General features: G+C 56.3%; 13 protein-coding genes. 3 read left to right on the top strand and 10 right to left on the bottom strand.

From position 1 onward, the window contains the following. Nucleotides 1-36: 36 nt before the first annotated feature. On the bottom strand, nt 37-1,809 hold the full coding sequence (locus tag G547_RS0116120) for a glycoside hydrolase family 2 protein (protein WP_027330723.1): 1,773 nt from the start codon (nt 1,807-1,809) through the stop codon (nt 37-39). Between the two features lie 517 nt (nt 1,810-2,326). Here G547_RS0116120 and G547_RS0116115 point away from each other — a divergent pair. Next, the gene (locus G547_RS0116115) at nt 2,327-3,022 is read left to right on the top strand and encodes a FadR/GntR family transcriptional regulator (protein WP_027330722.1); all 696 of its coding nucleotides are present in this window, start codon (nt 2,327-2,329) and stop codon (nt 3,020-3,022) included. An 11-nt stretch (nt 3,023-3,033) separates the two neighbouring features. Here the strand turns inward: G547_RS0116115 and uxuA are convergent, their stop codons facing one another. The 5 genes from uxuA to G547_RS0116090 form a co-directional block, all read right to left on the bottom strand. Continuing rightward, nucleotides 3,034-4,227 (bottom strand): mannonate dehydratase, encoded by a 1,194-nt coding sequence (uxuA, locus tag G547_RS0116110; protein WP_027330721.1) that lies wholly within the window; start codon nt 4,225-4,227, stop codon nt 3,034-3,036. A gap of 259 nt (nt 4,228-4,486) precedes the next feature. Then, nucleotides 4,487-5,296 (bottom strand): DUF1961 family protein, encoded by an 810-nt coding sequence (locus G547_RS0116105; protein ID WP_051235612.1) that lies wholly within the window; start codon nt 5,294-5,296, stop codon nt 4,487-4,489. A gap of 11 nt (nt 5,297-5,307) precedes the next feature. Then, nucleotides 5,308-5,622 (bottom strand): L-rhamnose mutarotase, encoded by a 315-nt coding sequence (gene rhaM, locus G547_RS0116100; RefSeq protein WP_027330719.1) that lies wholly within the window; start codon nt 5,620-5,622, stop codon nt 5,308-5,310. A gap of 88 nt (nt 5,623-5,710) precedes the next feature. Then, a complete protein-coding gene (gene bglB / locus G547_RS0116095) occupies nt 5,711-6,817 on the bottom strand; it encodes a beta-galactosidase BglB (protein WP_027330718.1) in 1,107 nt (368 codons plus the stop codon). A gap of 51 nt (nt 6,818-6,868) precedes the next feature. Continuing rightward, nucleotides 6,869-9,574, bottom strand: a complete 2,706-nt coding sequence (locus tag G547_RS0116090; protein WP_027330717.1) for an exo-rhamnogalacturonan lyase family protein — start codon at nt 9,572-9,574, stop codon at nt 6,869-6,871. Nucleotides 9,575-9,767: 193 nt separating this feature from the next. Here G547_RS0116090 and G547_RS21870 point away from each other — a divergent pair, with 193 nt between their 5' ends. Beyond that, complete coding sequence (locus G547_RS21870) at nt 9,768-11,063, top strand: class II aldolase/adducin family protein (protein ID WP_051235609.1); 1,296 nt, start codon at nt 9,768-9,770, stop codon at nt 11,061-11,063. 59 nt (nt 11,064-11,122) lie between these two features. On the opposite strand, the gene G547_RS24110 is transcribed toward G547_RS21870, so the two are convergent. Together G547_RS24110 and G547_RS0116080 are read right to left on the bottom strand one after the other, a co-directional pair. Continuing rightward, the gene (locus G547_RS24110) at nt 11,123-11,224 is read right to left on the bottom strand and encodes a twin-arginine translocation signal domain-containing protein (RefSeq protein ID WP_483803751.1); all 102 of its coding nucleotides are present in this window, start codon (nt 11,222-11,224) and stop codon (nt 11,123-11,125) included. Next, a complete protein-coding gene (locus tag G547_RS0116080) occupies nt 11,221-13,326 on the bottom strand; it encodes a beta-galactosidase (RefSeq protein ID WP_051235607.1) in 2,106 nt (701 codons plus the stop codon). Before G547_RS0116080 ends, G547_RS24110 begins: the two co-directional genes overlap by 4 nt. A 493-nt stretch (nt 13,327-13,819) precedes the next feature. On the opposite strand from G547_RS0116080, the gene G547_RS0116075 reads away from it, so the two are divergent. After that, nucleotides 13,820-16,735, top strand: coding sequence for a TonB-dependent receptor (locus G547_RS0116075; protein WP_027330715.1), 2,916 nt, complete (start codon nt 13,820-13,822; stop codon nt 16,733-16,735). Nucleotides 16,736-16,832: 97 nt separating this feature from the next. Here the strand turns inward: G547_RS0116075 and G547_RS0116070 are convergent, their stop codons facing one another. Further along, nucleotides 16,833-17,711, bottom strand: coding sequence for a mucin-associated surface protein (locus G547_RS0116070; RefSeq protein WP_027330714.1), 879 nt, complete (start codon nt 17,709-17,711; stop codon nt 16,833-16,835). 100 nt (nt 17,712-17,811) lie between these two features. Then, nucleotides 17,812-18,843, bottom strand: coding sequence for an alpha/beta hydrolase family protein (locus G547_RS0116065; protein WP_027330713.1), 1,032 nt, complete (start codon nt 18,841-18,843; stop codon nt 17,812-17,814). Nucleotides 18,844-19,053 lie beyond the last annotated feature (210 nt).

Raw genomic sequence — 19,053 nt, 5'->3', positions numbered from 1 at the left:
CGGCCTTGGTGAGGCGCTGTGCAGGTTATACGCATACTATTGCTTCTCTGGGTCGGATTTCGTCTTATACCAGTCGTGCATCACATACCAGGCTTTCTTCCTGATGCCGTTCTCGGACAACAAGCCTTTTCGGTTCCAATAGTCCTGAATGTGAGCCAGGGGTCGACGAGGAGAGAGAAAGTCTTTGAGAATCCAGGGAGAGACGCCCCGTAGGTGTTCCATGTTATCCAGCATCTCAAGGTTGTAACGGTAGACCTTGGCCTGGTTTTCCTCGGTGAACACTTGATCGGCGTTGCCGTGGTGCCCCTGAAGGGCGCCGGCACCGAACTCGCTGACAATGATGGGCTTTTCGTAATCGGATACCCAACGGTAGTCCGCACACTCTTCGGGTGTGTCCTGATACCAGCCGCAATAGGAATTGATACCGATAACGTCCACCTTTTCCGCGAATGGGTCGTCAATACGGTGGCCGTACTCGGTGGTGCTCTGGGTATTGATGGCGGCGGTCACCAGGCGAGTCGGGTCGAGCTGATGGACTTTATCCACCAACGCGCTCAAAAACTCCGTACGGGTTTCGTTCTTGGGGGTCTCGTTGGCCACGGACCACAGGATGACAGAGGCACGGTTTTTATCGCGCTCCAGCATTTCCGTGAACTGCTGTTCGGCCTTTTTGTAGACCTCCTCATTATCAAACTGAATATCCCAGTACACGGGAATTTCAGCCCAGACCAGCAGGCCCATTTCATCCGCCATACGCAACATGGCTTCATTGTGGGGGTAGTGAGCCAGGCGAACATAGTTGCTTCCCAGCTCCTTGGCCCAGGTCAGCAGTGTTCTCGCGTGATCCTCGCTCCAGGCTCGTCCGGCGCCATAGGGCACCTCCTCGTGAAGCGATATACCCCGGAGAAAAACCGGTTCACCGTTCAACAGAATTTCTGTGCCCGCAATATCAATATCGCGAAAACCGACTTTATCGGTAATCAGACTTCCCTCAAACGCGAGCCTGATCTCATACAGTTTGGGGGACTCCGGGGACCACAGCCGGGGTTCGACGGAAACCCGGACCTGGCCAACCCCTTGCTCGTTCAGCATGATGGACTCGCTCACGCCCAGCTCCGGTATGGCAAACTGGACCTGCCCGCCCTTCTTTATAGCGCCCGCGGTTTCAACGCGGAGATTGATCGCGGGTTGCTCACCGGATACATATTCGAAGGCGTAATCGGACACGTAACGCTCTTCGAGCTCGATCAGCTTAACCGGGCGGGTGATCCCTCCATAGTTCCACCAATCGGTACTCATGGTGGGAATGTAGTCGGGCTCTCTGCGGTTATTGACCTTCACGACAACGGTGTTGTGTCCGTCAGTCAACTGTTTCGTCACATCAAACTGAAACGGCGTGAAGCCACCTTCATGCTGACCAAGCAACTCGCCATTCAGGTAGACCTGGGCCAGGTAGTTGACGGCCCCGAAATGCAGGAGGTATTTCGTCCCGGCCTGTTTATCGATATTTACGTCCCGTTGATACCAGACGGTGCCCTCATAACGAAATAAGGTGTCATCCTGGGTATTCCAGTCGCCCGGCACGTTGAGCTTTTGGGCGTTGTCAAAATTGTACTCAAGAAGGTCTGACGGAGATTGTGGGGAAGCGTCACGGTAGAACTGCCTTTTGTCCCCGACATCGAAAGCATCGACGATGACGTTCCACTGACCATTCAGGCTGTGATAGGTCCGGGCCTCGGTATTCTGGAGCAACTCAACGGCGTTCGCGCAGGGCAGCCAGAGGAAAAACACAACAAGCCAATATTTCATACCGCTTTCCTCGTCATTCTTACTATTACTATTGACGTTTATCGGCGCCTTGGGGAGCTCTCACAGGCTTCCCTCCCCAGCGGGACCTACAAAAAAAGCGGGCATTGCTGCCCGCTAAGGATACTCGTAAGAGATCATCCAGGGACGGTGCGTCATACGACATTCAAAGCCAATGGCGCAACCGGGGGTCAGTATGCCTCAGCCGGGGAAAACCGGCAAAGCTGTATTACCAATTTTAAAAGATTATTCTAGCTCAATTTTGCTTGGAAAGAAGCCTATTCACCAAAATAACGGTCATTATTGGTTACATCTAATCATAATAACTTATTTATAAGCAATTTTGTTTAATTTTTCAGCACCAATCCCCGCCCAAAACCCGCTTGTCGAGCGCGGGCCAAGGCCTTTGGCTCAAGTTGGCATCCCCCCATGGCCATAGTAAACTTGCGCCCTGACCCGACCTGGAGCCGAGAACGCCGCCCATCGCGCACTCCGCCCGCTCCCCCTAAAGGATGACGCCATGCAGTTTGAAGCCGTCAAGCCAGACCGCTTGTACATCAAGGTAGCCAACCAGTTATCCCGCTTTATTAGCGAGGGCAAGATCAAGCCCGGCCAGAAGTTTCCGGCGGAGCGGGACCTTGCCGAACGCCTGGGCGTGAGCCGCCCCACCGTGCGGGAGGCGATGATCGCGCTGGAGCTGCAGGGGGTGATTGAGATCCGCACCGGTTCGGGTATTTATGTGACCAAGAAAAGGCCAAAGCTGGAAGTCAAAGATAAGGGTATCGGCCCTTTCGAAATCCTGGAAACACGGATGCTGTTGGAACCCGAGGCCTGTGCTTTGGCGGCTACCCGTATCACTGATGAGCAACTGCAACAGCTGCGCCAGACGTACCGGGAAATGGAAGAAGAGGAAAAACAGGAGGATGCATCGGAACAGGCGGACTGGAAATTTCACAACATTATTGCCAACGCCAGTCAGAATAGCGCGTTTTTTGCGGTCGTGGACTGGCTGTGGGAGCTACGCAACCAGTCCGAGCTGCATACTGCCTTCTCCGAACGCATAAGGCGCGAGGGTATCCACCCGATACTGGAAGACCACCAGGCGATTATCGATGCGCTGGCCGCGCGGGATCCTGATGCGGCCCGCAACGCCATGCGCCGGCACCTGGAAAATGCCTCCGAGGCCGCTGCCACGCACTTCAACAACCCGCTCTGACAGGTGGGCACTCAGCCCGTGGCTTGTGAACGCACGGCCTGTAACGCGTGAATTATGCCCCTGAGTTCCGCCAAGCCTTTCATTCGACCCCCGTAGGAATAACCCGGATTGACCCCCGGCTTGCCGATTTCATCCGCCATCAGGTGCCCGTGGTCGGGGCGCATGGGAATCTCCCACTGGGGGCTTTGGTCGGCCCGTCGACGCGCCTCCTCGCTCAGCAAACGGTCAATCAGCCCTACCATGTTGACATCGCCGCCCAGATGATCCGCTTCGTAAAAAGAGCCGTCCGCTTCCCGCGTCACATTTCGCAGGTGGGCGAAATAGATTCGCGGGCCGAACTCCTCGGCCATTTTCAGCAGATCATTATCACTGCGGGCGCCGTAAGACCCGGCGCACAGCGTCAGGCCATTGGCCTCGCTGGGCACCGCCTCAAGCAGTGCGCGTACATCACTTGCGGTGGACACGACACGGGGCAGACCGAAAAGCGAGAACGGGGGGTCATCGGGATGAATACACAGGCGCACCCCCGCCTCTTCAGCCACAGGCACTACCTCACGCAAGAAGGAAAACAGGTTGGCTCGCATGCCCTCATTGCCCAGGGCAATGAACCGCTCGATGGCGCTCTTGATACCGGGCCGGTCATAAGAGCCTTCCCCCCCGGGCAGGCCGGCGATGATGTTTTTCTCCAGCAATTGTTTTTCCTCGTCGCTCATTGAGCCGAAGCGCGCTTGCGCGCGGGCGAGCACCTCTGGAGTGTAATCGGCGGCGGCGTTGGCTCGCTGGAGTATGTGGACGTCGTAGGCGGCGAAATCACTCATCTCAAACCGCAGGGCCTGGCTCCGGTTGGGCAACACATAGCTCAAGTTCGTTCGAGTCCAGTCCACCACCGGCATAAAGTTGTAGCACAGAGTGGTGACTCCCGCTTTTCCCAGGTTCCGGATGCTGGTCTTGTAGTTTTCAATGTAGGCCTGATGATTTCCAGAGCGGGTTTTGATGTCGTTGTGCAAAGGCACACTTTCCACCACGGCCCAGTTCATTCCCTGCGCCTCGATCATGGCCTTGCGCTCCAGGATGTCCTCAAGAGACCAGGCGTCCCCCGTGGGCACCTGGTGTAGGGCGGTGACCACACCGGTGGCCCCGGCCTGTAGAATATGCTCCAGAGTCACCGGATCGTCCAGCCCAAACCACCGCCATGTTTCTTGCATGCTCGCCTCGCGTACTGTCACTGATTTTCAATGCTGCCGTGCCCACTTGGAGCGAGGGCCGGAACCATCGGCCTCGATATCCCCAAAATTGGACAACCTGTCTTACCAATATAACGGATGCACACCAGCACTTCAAGCGGAAGGGATTGGGGGAAAAGGGGTTTCGAGGAACAGGGGTTTTGAGAGAGATGCGTTACGTGGTGCAAACCGGTTGGCAGGGCCGTGACGATAGGGAGGACGGTGCGCCTCCCTATCTGCCCTAGCGCGCGGGAAGCGCGTAGACGCGGAAGTTTTTATAGCGGAAGTGAGTCCATTTCATTTGCCGAAAGCCGATCTTGCCACCTCCCAGCGCGAGCCCGGTGTCGACATCGTTCACCACCGGGGTGTCGTCGGTGTAGTCAATCACCTTTCGATCGTCCACATAGAGGCGAATCCGCGCCCCTTCTTTGACAAGCGTCAGCTCGTGCTCGCGCGTGGAATCCGTCGGTATTCCTACCTCTCCCTTCTGAAGGAGACTGAACGTGTTGTTCTTACGCAAATTGGCATGGCCGCGCCCCGGATTGTGGGCGGCATTGGCGTAGTAGGAAATGTGGTAACTCTTGATCTCTCCCTCAGTGTACTGGGTAAAGGTGCCATCCCTTACGGGCAGCCCGGGAGCAAATATATCTTGGCCGTCCACACCGGTCGCCGCGAAGAAGACGATGACCAGACCCGCCTCCAGGTCGAGGTTCTGCGCCTGCCAACGGGCGATGAAGCGATCGGGAAAGTCCTCCGGGCACCAGAATACGTGATGGCCCTGCTCCTGCGGCGACAGCATTTCCATCCAGCCCTGCTTGAATGAAACCTCACCGGGGCCTTCCATGACCCACTCTGCGACCGAGTCCGGGTGATTAAAGTCAGCCCGGTAAAGCAACTCGCCGGGAACCGGTATTGCGTCCGGGACCGCGTTCGCCGCGAGCTCGTCAGGTGTGACCCTTGCACAGCCTGCGGTCCCGATCAGCAACAGCGCGAGTAGCGGTAACCAGCGGGCGAACACAACCCTGGCGAGCAGAGACGTCCTATTACTCATGAGGCTTTTCGCTACTCCAGATGAAACACGTTATTGAGAGGGACTGAGACCGGACTGTTGTCGGGCTCGGTCTCCATAATGTCCGCCATGTGACGCCACCATTTTTGCATGACATCCGTTTCCGGAAGCTCGCTCATTCGATGATTCTCTGTGCGTTTCAGAACCCCGAATAACTGGAACGTCTGCGGATGCAGGAAAATGGAATAGTCCGAAACGCCGGCGGCCCGGAGTTCTTCCACAAGCTCGGGCCAGATCTCGTCGTGACGTTTTTCGTACTCCTGCTCGCAGCCCGGTTTAAGCTGCATGACAAAGGCAATCTTTTCCATCGCTCGGATACCCTCCCGGTTCAGTGGTCAATGAGATTGGAAAGGCAACCCCGCCGCGCCCTTGAGCGGCGGTCGGGGCAGGCGCCCCTCAGATGTAGTAGTTCATGTACTCGACCAGAAGCAGGATGGCCATGGACTGGCCGTAGGGCATGGACGTCAGCGGAATGTCACGATAGCCCTGCAGGTCGTCAAAGACCGGGGTACCGAAAGACACCTGCTGAAGCTCGCCATCGGCGCTGATGTTCTTCAGCACGGCCTTGACCGCCTTGATGCCGACTTCTTCGTATTTTTTATCGAGATAGCCTTTGCGAATCCCTTTGAGAATACCGTACGCAAATCCGGCCGCGGCCGAGGCTTCCAGATATGAGTCAGGATCGTCGAGCAACGTGTGCCAGAGGCCGTCGCTGTGTTGGGTTTCCTGCAGGGCTTTGACTTGTGCCTCCAGGGTCTCTTCCAGGAACAGGCGCAGACCATCGGTCTTGGGCAAGTCCAGCAGCTCAATAAACTCCGGGATGGAAATGGTGACCCAGCTGTTGCCTCTCGCCCAAAGGGCATCGGCGAAGTTGTGGTTACCATCGAAGGTCCAACCGTGGAACCAGAGCCCGGTTTTACGATCCGCCAGATATTTTACATGCAGCATGAACTGGCGCTTGGCTTCCTCGACATAGTGAGGGCGATCGAGCAGCAGGCCGATTTTGGCCAGCGGCATGACGCTCATCATCAAGGTGTCGTCCCACAGCTGCTGGTAATTTTCGGAGTTGTAGACAATATGCTGCAGGCCATTTTCAGTGGTGCGCGGCATATCCCGCATGACCCACTCGGCCCAGACGTCGAGGTAAGGCAGGTGGCTCCGTTCCCCGGTGCGCTCGTGCATGTAGGCCATTGTGAGGAAGGGCGACATGGTGTTCACGTTCTTGGTCGGAGTGCCCTCTTTCAGACGATCAGAGAACCAGTCCTCAATGATCTTTTTGGGCTTTTCATCACCGGTGATGTCCCAGTACTTCATCAGACCGTAAAGACCAATACCGTGGGTCCATTCCCAGCCGGCCCAGCCTTTGGTGTCAATCACCCGGCCGTCTTCCAGCTTGAGCAGGAACTCACCGGTTTCATCTTTGATGTTAACCAAGTTGTCGATCAGCTTGTCGATGCTGTTCCGGACAGTCGCGAATTCGATGTTATGTGCAACGGTAGGCATACTTCTTACAACCTCTAGAGTATTAATAATAATGAAAAACCGGTCCGGCGTTTACAACGCATCACCAATCAACGCCAAATTCTGGATGGCGGCCAATCCCCACTGAGAACTGTCGTTGGTCGACAGCCAGGGAGCTTCCACCACGGGGTTGAGCACCTGGGGGCCTTTAACGTCAAGCACCGCCTGGCGCTCGCCCGTCCACTGAAGGGCGAATTCCTGAGGTAAGCGGAACTCTTTCCAGGCACGCTTGGCCAGGGCCGAATCCGCATCCTGAGCCGCCGCATAGGCGGTCAGGCGAGAGTGCGGCGCTTCCAGGTGAGTGCCGAACGCCCGGCCCACGGCCGCTTTCTTCTGTTCATCGCTCGCATTGTACAGCCGACAGTACTTCAGCCAGGCGGCCTTGTACTCGGGAACATCGAGCAGTTGGATCAGCTCGGCATTGATCTCCACCAGCCCGAAGACCGCGCTTAGGTGTGAGACCTCCGCCTCTCGATCAGCGGGCGCGAGCAGTTCCTTGGTGGCCGGATCAAAACCGTAAGTGCCCGCAAAAAACCCATCGGGATGAGCGCCGATGGTACGCATCGCTTCCACCAGCCGCTGCCGGTACCGATCGTCCCCGGTCCGCTCCCAGGCCGTCAGCCAGTTGGCCGCAATCGAGCCCCAGTCAGTGCCCACCTGCATGCGCTCCGGGCCCGGCACCGGGTCCCGGTTGGACAGCTTGCGGGTGGGGTCGACTCTGGCGAGGGCCTCTCCCGCATCGACGACTTCATCGAGCACATCCCCGGTACGGTCATCACCGGTCAGAAAATAATGGAAACGACGGTACGCCGCCGTGCTGATTCGCAACTGTTTGGCGCTGCAACCCCAGTGCTGGACATTGTGCCGGGTACCCAGCCCCCGGAAACGGCCGAGATGGTAAATATCCACATCCCGATTGTGGCGGGTCATGGCCTCGGCAAGGCGGAAGGTTTCGGGGTCACCACTGCGCAGGAATGAGTACCACAACCATAAATCCGGAGAGAGTTCGGAATTGTCCCAGGCGTAGCCGCCGATGTCGTAGCGCCAGACGTGACGGTCGACATCGTAAGTGTGCATGACATCGCCGTAGTCCCAAAAACCATACCAGTGGCGTTGACCCACCTGCTGGCGATAGTAATCCACCTGCCAGGCAAGTCGGTCTTCAATCTGTTTTTTCTTCGGGGAAGAGCGGTCAGGCAGGCTCCACAAACCACCGAAGACGCCGGCCTTCAGGATATCCTCGGGGGCGGCAATCACTTGCCCCGGGCGGCGAATCTCGTTCGCCCAGTCCACGGTCGTGGCGCGCGAGGGCGTCGCCCCCAGCACACAGAGCACAAAATCCGTTGTTCTGGCTACCCCGTGAGCCGTGCCGAAGCCGGGCTCGTAATCTTCATAGGTAATCTTCAGCGCATCCAGCTGCTGTTCGTGCGTTTCCTGCCCGAGGCCATCGTGGTAGAAGCGCACATCCATGGGCGGTGCCTCGGGGGACCAAAACCAGAGCGTTGCCTCGGCCTCTTCCCCACCGGCGTTGCGAAGGTCGATTTGAACAGGATGCAGCTGCCAGAAGTCCCGCATACCGAAGAGTACGCCACCGGAAACGCCGCCCAGATAGGCGGTTCCCGCTGCCCGGCAACCCTGATCGGCATTGATCCAGGCATGGCCGGCTTTCGTGCGTTTTTTGATGGTGAAGCCGTTGGCATTCAGCTGTGAAAGCGTAAAGTCATTCCAGACGGGAATCCAGTGCAACCCTTGGGTGATGCCGGGGTTCCACTCATCCAGCGGGGGCGTTTTCCGACCGGCAATTTGCGCATCGCGCACGGCCTTGCCCGGGTCCCGACGCAGTCCGGTTATCCCTTTCGGAGACTCAGCCCACAGACCATCGTTTTCCCCGACAAACCGCACATGGCGATCGTAAAGTTCATCGCGCTGCACAACGTCAAAGCGCAGCCCCAAACCACGAATAAAGTCTTTCTGATCGTCGCCATCAAAAATAAAACTGTGGCTGACTCGCAGCGACTCCGCACCGCTGTAAAAGTAGAGGCGCAACGTGAACGGCAGCCACTCTTTGCCGGCGTCAATCTGGTGGACACCCTCGAGCTTGATGACCGCTCGCACGGGGCCTTCCTGCTCCACGGTGACACGGTCGGTCCGTGACTGAAAAGAGGACACTCGGGAAACCGACGCCCCCGGGTCCACTTCATCCTGGACCAGCCCGACCATACGCGCGTTCTTCGCCACAACGGCACCGCTTCGTGCCATGGAACGGATCAGATACTCACCGGACGTCGGTACCGAATAGGTGACAGGGCCGGTATCCACCTCAATGGCACCACTCAATGAGCTCACGCGAACCGGCTGCTGGGGAGCGGGGCCACTGCCCTTCTCTACCCGAAACTGTTTGCCAAGCACCACGCCCGCCGGCACGGCATGGGCCGTCCACTTGACGCTACCGTCCGGCCAATAGGCCGTCGGCCAGCTCTGCAGGGGCACCGCTTGCCCGTCTTCTGCGAGCAGACGAAGCGCCTGCCCCGTTGAAAGCTCCCCCTCGGGCCACGGCTGACCCCAGGTGGTTCCCGCTTTGACCGCCGGCTCTTCACCCTCCAGCCAACTCAGATGACCGGCCTGGCGAGTGGGCGCAAACGCTGGAGCAGACGTGGCACAGCCGCTCGAGAGGGCCTGAAGCGTCAGAGGAAGAGAGGCGGCAACACCACCTCTTTTGAGAAATTCGCGTCGATTCATCCGGGGACTACTCCAGCGGGTCTTTTATCGTTTTTCGACAGTCATCAGCCTGTCTCCTGGCAGGTGAAAAACTAGCATAACCGACAAATAATGACAACTAATGATTTATTTTGGATCTATATGACTTTTAATGATTTACATTGTATCATTCCCTGCCGGGCCACTTACGATGCCAATTCCTGAGGTTCCGCTTATGCAAGGCCGAGAGAATCACTACACACACGTCCAGTACGCCTGGGACGACGACTTCGCTCGCCAACTCTCCCCCCTGGACGCACTGATTTACCGCTCCAACACCTTGGGAGGGGACCCCCGCATCACTCTCACAGAAGGCGGTAGCACCTCGGTAAAGGTCATGGAGAAAGACCCGGCCACGGGAAAGCTCGTGGAAATCATCTGGGTCAAAGGCTCCGGTCAGGACCTGCGCGGTTCGAAGGCACAGCACTTCCTGCCACTTTACCAGGACAAGCTTGTCGCCCTCCGTGATGCTTACAACCAACATCGGCAATCAGCCACAAACCGAGAGGCGGAAGAGGCGGTGATGGGGCAGATTAGAGCGTCCGTCTTTCAGCCGAGCGACTTTTCCCCCTCAACAGACACGGCGCTACACGCCTTCATGCCCTACGCCCACGTCACCCACACCCACCCCAGCGCTGCCCTCGCCGTTGGCGCCAGCAAAAACGCTCGAGCGTTGACGGAGAAAATCTGGGGTAATGATCTGATATGGCTACCCCGTCAACGGCCGGGCTTCAAGCTGGGCCTGCAGCTACAGGAGGCCTGGAGCAGTCACCCCGATGCCAAAGGCGCCCTTCTTTCCGGCAATGGCGTCGCCACCTGGTCCGACGACAGCAAGGCCTGCTACCAGCAGACCCTGGAGCTGATCGAGCGAGCGTCCCAATACGTTGCCGCACGCGACAAGGGTGAGTCGACATTCGGTGGCCAGCGCTACACCGCATTGAGTGATGCAGACCGACAGACGCTACTGGCAGATATCCTGATGCTTCTCCGAGAGCTGGTGTCCGATCAGAGTCCGGCGGTGGCGACCATCAAGTCGGGAGCGAAGATTTTGCAGTTCGTCAATTCGGCGGATGCGCCCCGCCTGGCCCGAGAGCGCGTCGCCTGTGCCCATCACTTGCGGCGGACCAAGCCCAACCCACTTTATGTCGAATGGGACCCGAACAACGGCACTGCCGACGAACTCAAACGCCGGTTAACAGAGGGCGTTCACCAATACATACGCGCCTACACCGACTATTACAACGCCTTCAAGCGAGGCATCTCCCCCGCCATGGCCTCTCCGATGCCAACGGTTTGCCTGATCCCCGGCGTCGGTATGATCACCTGGGGCCGCACCCAGGTTGAATCGCGGATTGTTGCAGAATCCTACCTGAACGCGATTGACATTATGCGTGGCGCCGAAGCCATTGATGCCTACGAAGGGTTACCCGCGCGGGATGCTTTCGATATTGAGTACGGCTGCTTTCGCTAACCGGTAATTGCAAAACATTGGCGAGGCCAGCGCTATTGCCCGGGGAATGGCATTGCCATTCATAAACTTATCGGCCTTTTGAGCACCGAGGTCGACGATATGATGCGCCCGACCAATGCCGCCACGGAAGCCGCACCCTGCAGAAATGTTCGGCGGTTCATACCTTCACTGCCCTCCAGCCGTAAGGAGCGACATTGACGCGTGAGCTTCGAATCGATTCCCCACTGGCGGCATCTTTTGCTCCAGCGGGAACCGACAGCTCTCCGCCCTCACCGTCCATGTTCACGGCCACCCACAAACGTCGTCCTTGTGCGTCCACACGAGGCGCCACCACGGTGCCTGCACTGACCTCAAACGGAGCGGTTAACCCCAGCTCTTGCGCGTACCGCTGCACCAGTTCATTCAGGAATTGGTCGCCGGACTCGCCGACCGGGTGCGCCGAAAGTAACACTACTTTGCCCTTGCCCAATTTGCGTTCGGTCAGAAAAGCCGTTCCTGGGGCCAAGTCCGTTTTCAAGGTTCCCAGCACCCGCGTATCACTGTGGTCGGCTTTGACCGCCGCGCACCAACCCGTGAAATCCAGGGTTCGATTGTCGGCCTGCCCTTGAATGCCGGTGTCCGTCAGCGGAAAAACATATTCGGTACTCACGCCGGCCACGTCATCCACTAGCGCCAGGCCGGAGTCCGTGGGGATTGTATGTTCGCGACCCCGCGTCCCCGTGCCAGGGCCCACCAGCCAGACGCCACCCGCCTTGACAAAGGCGATCACCCGCTGCAGAAATTCCTCGCTGACGTAAGGCATTGCCGGTGTTATAAGCAACTTCAGCCCGTCGAGCTCGGCCCCTTCGAATCGAATTTCTCGATGGTAGCCCAACTCAAAGACCTTCTTGTGCCACAACTCGACCACATCCTGGTAGGATTCCGGAGCGCCCTCGTCCCGGTCCATCGGCTCGGTCTCGATCATCGCGCGAGCGTGGTCCGACCAGGTCACGGCAATTTCCGGCACCCAGGGCTGGCTGCTCACCAGCAGCGGCTCAAGCTGCTGGCGCATCTGCTCTACTTTTTCGACCTGGGAGTAACCGATGGAAGGTTTGTACCAACTACTGAATACCGCACTGTGGCTGATCTCCGCGCCGGTGCGCTGCTGCCGCCACAACCAATAACAGAAGCCTTCGCCCCCCATGGCATAGACCAGGGTAGCCTCCGCGGCCAGAAATCCCGCCGGGTGCATGGGGCTGTGATTTCCCAACCAGCCATTATGAGCAACACTGGTTTCCATCAACCAGAAAGGCCGGCCCGGTTTGGCCGCACGGTACATATCGCTACGGAACACCAGCGCGTCCCACTGCTTGCTTGAGGGGTACGCATCATAGGACGCGAAATCCAGATTTTTGAATAAACGCTCGTGGTTCACCGAGAACATCGGGTTGGTGTTGTGAGTGATCGGATGTTTTGAGTGCTGGCGAAGAATCGCACACTGTTGATCTGAAAACTCGGCAATGCGCTCACGGTTGAACATGCGATAGGCCGTGCTCAACGACGCATTGTGCAGAAAGGGTGTGTTGAACGGCGCGGGCACCTGCTCGAAGGATTGGTAGTAGGTACTCCAGATGTGCGTACCCCATTCCTTGTTCAACCGGTCAATGGTGCCAAAGCGCTCCTTCAACCAGCGATGCCAGGACGCAACCGCCGCCGGACTGAAGTCTTCCGCCACATGGCATTTGAGCTCGTTGTCAATTTGCCACCCGACAAGAGCGGGATGGTCGCCCAGCTCCCGAGCGATGGCTTCGATAATGCGAAAGCAGGCCTTTCTTACGGCCGGATGCTCGTAACTCGCATGCTGACGGGAGCCGTGAATCAATGGTTCACCGTCAGAGTTGACAAATAACCGCTCGGGATGGCCGTAAGTCAGCCAGCGTGGCGGAGTGGGTGTCGGTGTGCAGAACACCACCGAGAATCCTGCCCCATGAAACTTGTCCATCACCCTTTTGAAAAATCGGAGTGATATCTTGCCCTCTTCCGGCTCCATGGTGGACCAAGCAAACTCGCCGATACGAATCAGGTTGATGCCAAGCGCCCTCATCTCCTTGATATCCCGATCGATGTCCTCCTCGGGCCACAACTCGGGGTAATAACAAACGCCGTGAACCAGCCGCTTCATGGCGTAAGGCTGGGCGTTAGTGACGTTCGAAAGGGTGGAACTTCCGGCGTAGACGTAAGGGGCGCTCGCAGCCAAACCGCTGGCCGAGGCCATCAGCTTCATGGCATCTCTTCTCGATACCTGCATGGTCGGATCTCTCGTTTGTTATGAGGTTTATTGATTCGTTCACCACCGGGCACTGTAGAGACACTTAGACGGTGAAACCCTTGATTTATCTGATTATTCTGACATATTTGATCGTAAAGGAAAACAAATTACAACACATGGCTTATTATGATCTTTTTTGATCATTTTATATGGCAAATTCTCTCTCCCGCCCTCCGGTATTACTCCCAGATCCCAGCCTCCCACAGCGTCCATTATCCTTGCTCCCCCCCAACCGTGACCTCAAAGCCCCATAAGTCTTGAACCTGGCGATAAGTTATCGAACCACGTGCGAAAGTACAGAGTGACTACAACTGAATGATTTGGATGACAAATGATTTATTATGATTGACAGTGGTTTTTCTGTGGCCTAGAGTCAGCCAGATTATGGCGGGCCAAGTCCGTCAAAGGCTTTGCAAAATATTTACACTCTAATAATGGAGCAACCCAAATGAGCCACGAGACCTCGTTCCGCAAAACACCATTGGCCGTCGCTCTGACAGCCGCTATGGCCCTGTCCGGCACAGCCAACGCTCAAACGAGCGAGACGGCTAACCCGGGCATTGAAGAAATTCAGGTCACCGGGTTTCGGGCGTCCCTGAACACCGCGCTCAACCAAAAGCGGGAAAGTACCGCCGCCGTGGACAGCATTGTCGCCGAGGACATCGGCAAGTTCCCTGACTCCAACCTGGCCGAATCCATGCAACGCATTCCCGGGGTCACTCTGTCCCGCGGCGATGGCGGAGAGGGCAAAAACATTTCAGTGCGGGGCCTGGGACCCGAGTTCACCCGCGTACGCATCAACGGAATGGAAGGCACCTCACAAACGGGCTCTTCCGATATTTACGGTGCTGGCAACGCCGGTCGCAGCTTTGATTTCAACGTCTTTCCGACGGAAATTTTCTCCGAGTTGACCGTCCGCAAAACCCCAAGTGCCAACATTGAGGAGGGCTCGTTGGGGGCAACTGTAGATTTGCGCGCGCCCAAGCCACTCTCCACTGAAGACGACTTGACCATGACCGGGACCGTTCGGGGGGTATATAACCAAGTCGGGGACTCGGTAGACCCACGGTTTTCCGGGTTGATATCCAAGAAGTTCGCCGATGGCACCTTTGGGGTACTCGCGGCTGTAGCCCATTCGGAACGAAACATTCGCGAAGTGGGCTATTCGGCGGTGAATATACTACCCACCTACGTTAACGGTGGTTTCTGCTCCCCGGTGGGTTACACGCCGCAGAACCCGGAAGACAGCGCGCTGAAGGGAACGGATGCTCTGAACTGTGCCACCAACAATCCCCGCACCGGTAGCGCCGAAGCTTATGAGCTGATTCAATCAAGCACGGGCGTGTCCGGCAATCCGGGGGGAGGGATTTTTCTGCCCAGGATCCCACGCTACCTCAACTCCGAGCAGGACGCCGAGCGAAGCGGTGGTGTCCTGACTCTGGAGTGGCAACCCACTCCAGATACCAACATTGCACTGGACAACCTTTACTCTAGATATGACGTCGTTCGGCGAGACAACTACATTGATGCCCTCTCTTTCGCACGTAACGCCAATGTGAATGGCCAACCCATGGTCTCGGTGCGCGAACTGGAAGTGAACGCCGATGGATCATTGGAATACGGCGTGTTCGATGGCGTCAACCTGCGCTCCGAAAGTCTGGTAGACAGGTTCACTTCCACCTTCGAGCAAACCAGCCTCAGCTTCTCTCATGTTTTTAATGAGAATTGGGAGGCCAGTGCGCTTTTAGGTCGCTCCGAATCCGAGTTTGATAACCCCGAGCGCCTGACGGTTAACCTCGATTCCCCCAACACCGATGACTTCACCATCGACTTCCGTGGCCGCGACAACATTCCCGCAATGAGCTACGGTATCGATGTCAACGATCCCAGTAACTTCAACTACGCTCCTCGTCGCGAGGACGGGGTGGTCCTGGGGAACTACAACACTCGCAATTTGACTCGTGTCACCGAAAATACGACGGCAGAGGCCAACCTGACCTGGTATTTCTCCCCGGCCTTCACCTTCAAGTTCGGCATGCAGAGCCGCGAGAGTGATTACCAGAGCCACTCCATTCAGATCGCCGACGAGTTCCGCGATACCTCAGAGCTGCCCGAAGGTACGACTGTCGCCGACTTTACCCGCACCATTGACGGCGTCAACGACATTCTGGGCTCAGGCACAATGGGTAATTACGTGGGCGTCGATCATGAAAAATGGAAGTCCATCGTAGGCTTCAACGACTTTACCTGGTGCGGTGCTGAGTGTGGTGCGCAATCACCAGCCGTAATCGAGAGAATCGACAGCCTTTATGCCATGACCGAATTCAATTTCGACAGCTGGGCGTACCCGGTGCGCGGTGATTTCGGTTTTCGCTATATCGATACCGACCAGGAAAGCGTCGGGTTTATCCCAACAGCTGCCCCAGAGGATTCACCTTATTCAACCGTCGCGCAGCGCACCGTAGTCACCCGTCAGTACGATGACCTTTTGCCCTCAGCCAACGTGGTGGTGGAGTTCACCCCCGAGCTTCAAGGGCGGTTCTCAGCGGCGAAGGTGATGTCGCGCCCGAACCTGGGGCTTCTGATTCCGAGCGGCTCCATGAACCCGGTCACCCGCACCGCCTCCGTGGGCAACCCTTTCCTGGAACCTATCCGTGCCAATACCTTTGATGCCGCGCTCGAGTGGTACTTTGACGAAGGTGCGCTCGCCTCTGTCGCCTACTTCAGAAAAGACATCAGCACGTACATTCAATCCATCTCCAGTCTGGTGCCGTACACAGAGCTGGGGTTACCGAGCACCCTGCTGGAAGGCACGGCCGCCAACCCTGACGACCTGTTCACCGTCAACCGCTCAAGCAATACCGAAGGCGGCCCGCTCAGCGGGGTCGAGCTGAACCTGCAAATGCCGATGACGTTCCTGGAAGGCTTCTGGCAGGACTTTGGGCTGCTGGCCAACTACACCCATGTAACCTCCGAGATTGACTATGTACTCCAGAGCGAAGAGGGTGTTCCGACGTTGACCACAACCAATGACCTGATCGGGCTGTCCGAAAATTCCGCCAGTGCGACCCTGTACTACGAGAACGAGGACTTCAGCATTCGCACCACCGGTAGCTACCGGTCCGGTTATCTGCGTGCTGTGCCCTCAGGCGCGAACGACAGTGACGTACTGGGTAACGAGTCAACCCTGTTTGTAGACGCCTCAGCCTCCTACTACGTCACAGACACGATCAAGCTGATTTTCGAGGCACAGAACCTGACGAACGAACGGAACACACTGTATATCGACAGTCAACGTCAGGACCCACTGTTTGAAACCGAAATTGGTCGTACCTTCACCGTCGGTGTCAGCGCTACTTTTTAACCAGGTGCTCTCCTCACCGTTTTGCTGCCGACGTTTGTCGGCAGCTTTTTTACAGACTTCGATTTTTGGGAAAACCTGGATTCAAGACAGTCGCTTTTTAACGCTTCTTTCGGGCATACAGAAAGTAACATAGGAATAAAACAGAGAAAATAGTAACCAGTTTCCACTTGCCACTCTTCAGCTTATCTGCAGCTGCGACTCCGGGCGGTTGAGCCGGTGAAGCGCTATGGCTTTTTCCATCCTCGATAACTACCTCCTGGTCTTTTGAAAGCCGTTTTTCGGCTATACCGGCAGAACGCGAAACTGTCGGACCACTATCGTCAGACTGACCTTTGAGGCTCTTTTCGTCTATCGAATCATTTTCACTCTCGTGGCTATCGTTAACGACTGGTGGCTCACTGCTGCCATGGGACGGCCTTTGATTATTCGCAGATTCCTCGGTCGGAGTTTCTTCTTGATGCTCCTGAACAGGCTGCCAAGCAGGCGGTACATCTTGCTGGCCTGAAGAATGAACCTCTTCTGTGAATTTCTCAAGCGCCTCAACCGGATTGAGGTTTCCGTGTCCCGCCCGCCTTGAATCTATCATGCTTCTCAGCTTCTTGTAGTCCTCAGGGTGCATTGGGACCCATTTTTTGCCATCTCCGAGCCAGTGGTCCTTGAGGAGATAGGTCTTTTGGGAAACGCCTGTGACAAACACGAACTTGTCGAGTACCGGTTGTTCCTCGTTAGGTTGAATAAAAAACTCGGGCTCATGCGGGGCGCCAAGTTCTGCCATGTATTGATCCAGCGCTTCATACACGATTACGGATCCCACCCTCTCATTGTATTCGATAGGCGCCTGATAAACGACTCCTCCCTCGTCAACCATGTGATAAATCCATAGTGTCTCTGTGAAATCAAATCGGTCAGAACTCGAGTCGGGAACACCAGCCACAGCCAACAGCGGCGCTAAAAAGACGACGAGAATAACTCTCATTTTTTCTCCCTAAATGTTTCTGATATCCTGACCAGGATTTAAACAAAAGAGCATTAGCTTAAATGCGTAGCACTATGCTTATTGAATCCACCCTAGTCTCTCAGTTCAGCTGTTCGTTGAGCCAGTCCAACACCAATTGGGTGACCTCTTTCCGACGCCCCCGAAAACCGTGGTCCTCCATGGGGTAAATCACGAGCTTGTAGGGATGACTGTTCTCCTGAAAGGCTTGGGCCAAATTCAGTGAGTGAGTGGCACTGGCCCGCTTATCCGCTTGCCCGTGAACCAGTAGAACAGGGACGCTTTTGTCAAGCTCGTCCGCCCAAAGAAGCGCCGACCGTTTAGCCAGTTCCTCGTGTTTAGCGTTGCTGTAGTTGGGTATTCTCGCCTCGAATACCCTTTCCATCCCAGGCCGCCGCCTGAGTCCTTCCTCCAGGTCGTAAACGCCAGCCAAGGCGGCCACAGCCTTCACTTCATCAGTGCGACGCAGAACGAGAAGGGTCTGTATCGCCCCACGACTATGACCAACCATTGTGATCTTTGAACTATCGGCACCTTCGATGTGAGGAATTATATTCAGTAACTCAAGCACGTCGTTTACGTCATCTCCGCCGAACTGATCAGAGAAGTCCGAATCGTCTGATTTTGAGAAGGTGCCGCGGTACTGGCTTCCGATAACGATGAACCCTTCGTCAGCGTAGGGAAACAGCTCATTGAACATGCGACCAAAAACCATGCCGCCGAAGTCGAGATTGCCGCCACGGTTATAAATGATCACCGGAAGCTCTCTCTCCACCTGTTTCGGCTTTATGATGTACCCCCATACCTCGCCCCCGTCCACCAGATAACTGAACCAGTTACAGGTCAAATGGGTTTTGTAGTGCTCGTGCAGTTCCGCGGGCATGGCCTCGTGCAATCGCTCTCGGGCCGCCTGCTTGTCTTCTTGTGTTTTGTTGCGCTTGTTGAGTTTTACCAGGTTATCGATCCATTCGTCGTAGTTTCCGTGGGAGCCAGAAAAGCAGTCTTTCTGATATATGACCTTATACTCTCCAAAATCAACCAATTCCGATCCTGAAGCGGCAACCGCAGATAGAACCAGGATCACGCAGACAATTTTTGGCACAGTTCTTTTCATGATAAACCTTCCTTTTATTTGCAGCCTTTACAGCTCGGCTCCCGTCGGTAATTCCCCCATTTTTAACAGGGTTCATAAGTAAAGTGAGGCCACCATGGCCGCTTTCTGCTTTGGCGCAACATAACATCTCTATGCAGAACCTCCTCTTGGGATAGATTACAAGAAAACTCTAGCTATGAGTACTCTGAGTTTATGGGAGGATTACCATAT

It is taken from the genome of Marinimicrobium agarilyticum DSM 16975 (assembly GCF_000423345.1).
In the GTDB taxonomy this organism is placed as follows: domain Bacteria; phylum Pseudomonadota; class Gammaproteobacteria; order Pseudomonadales; family Cellvibrionaceae; genus Marinimicrobium; species Marinimicrobium agarilyticum.
Note: the sequence above shows the minus strand (reverse complement) of the source record. Positions and strands in the feature narration are given on the sequence as shown.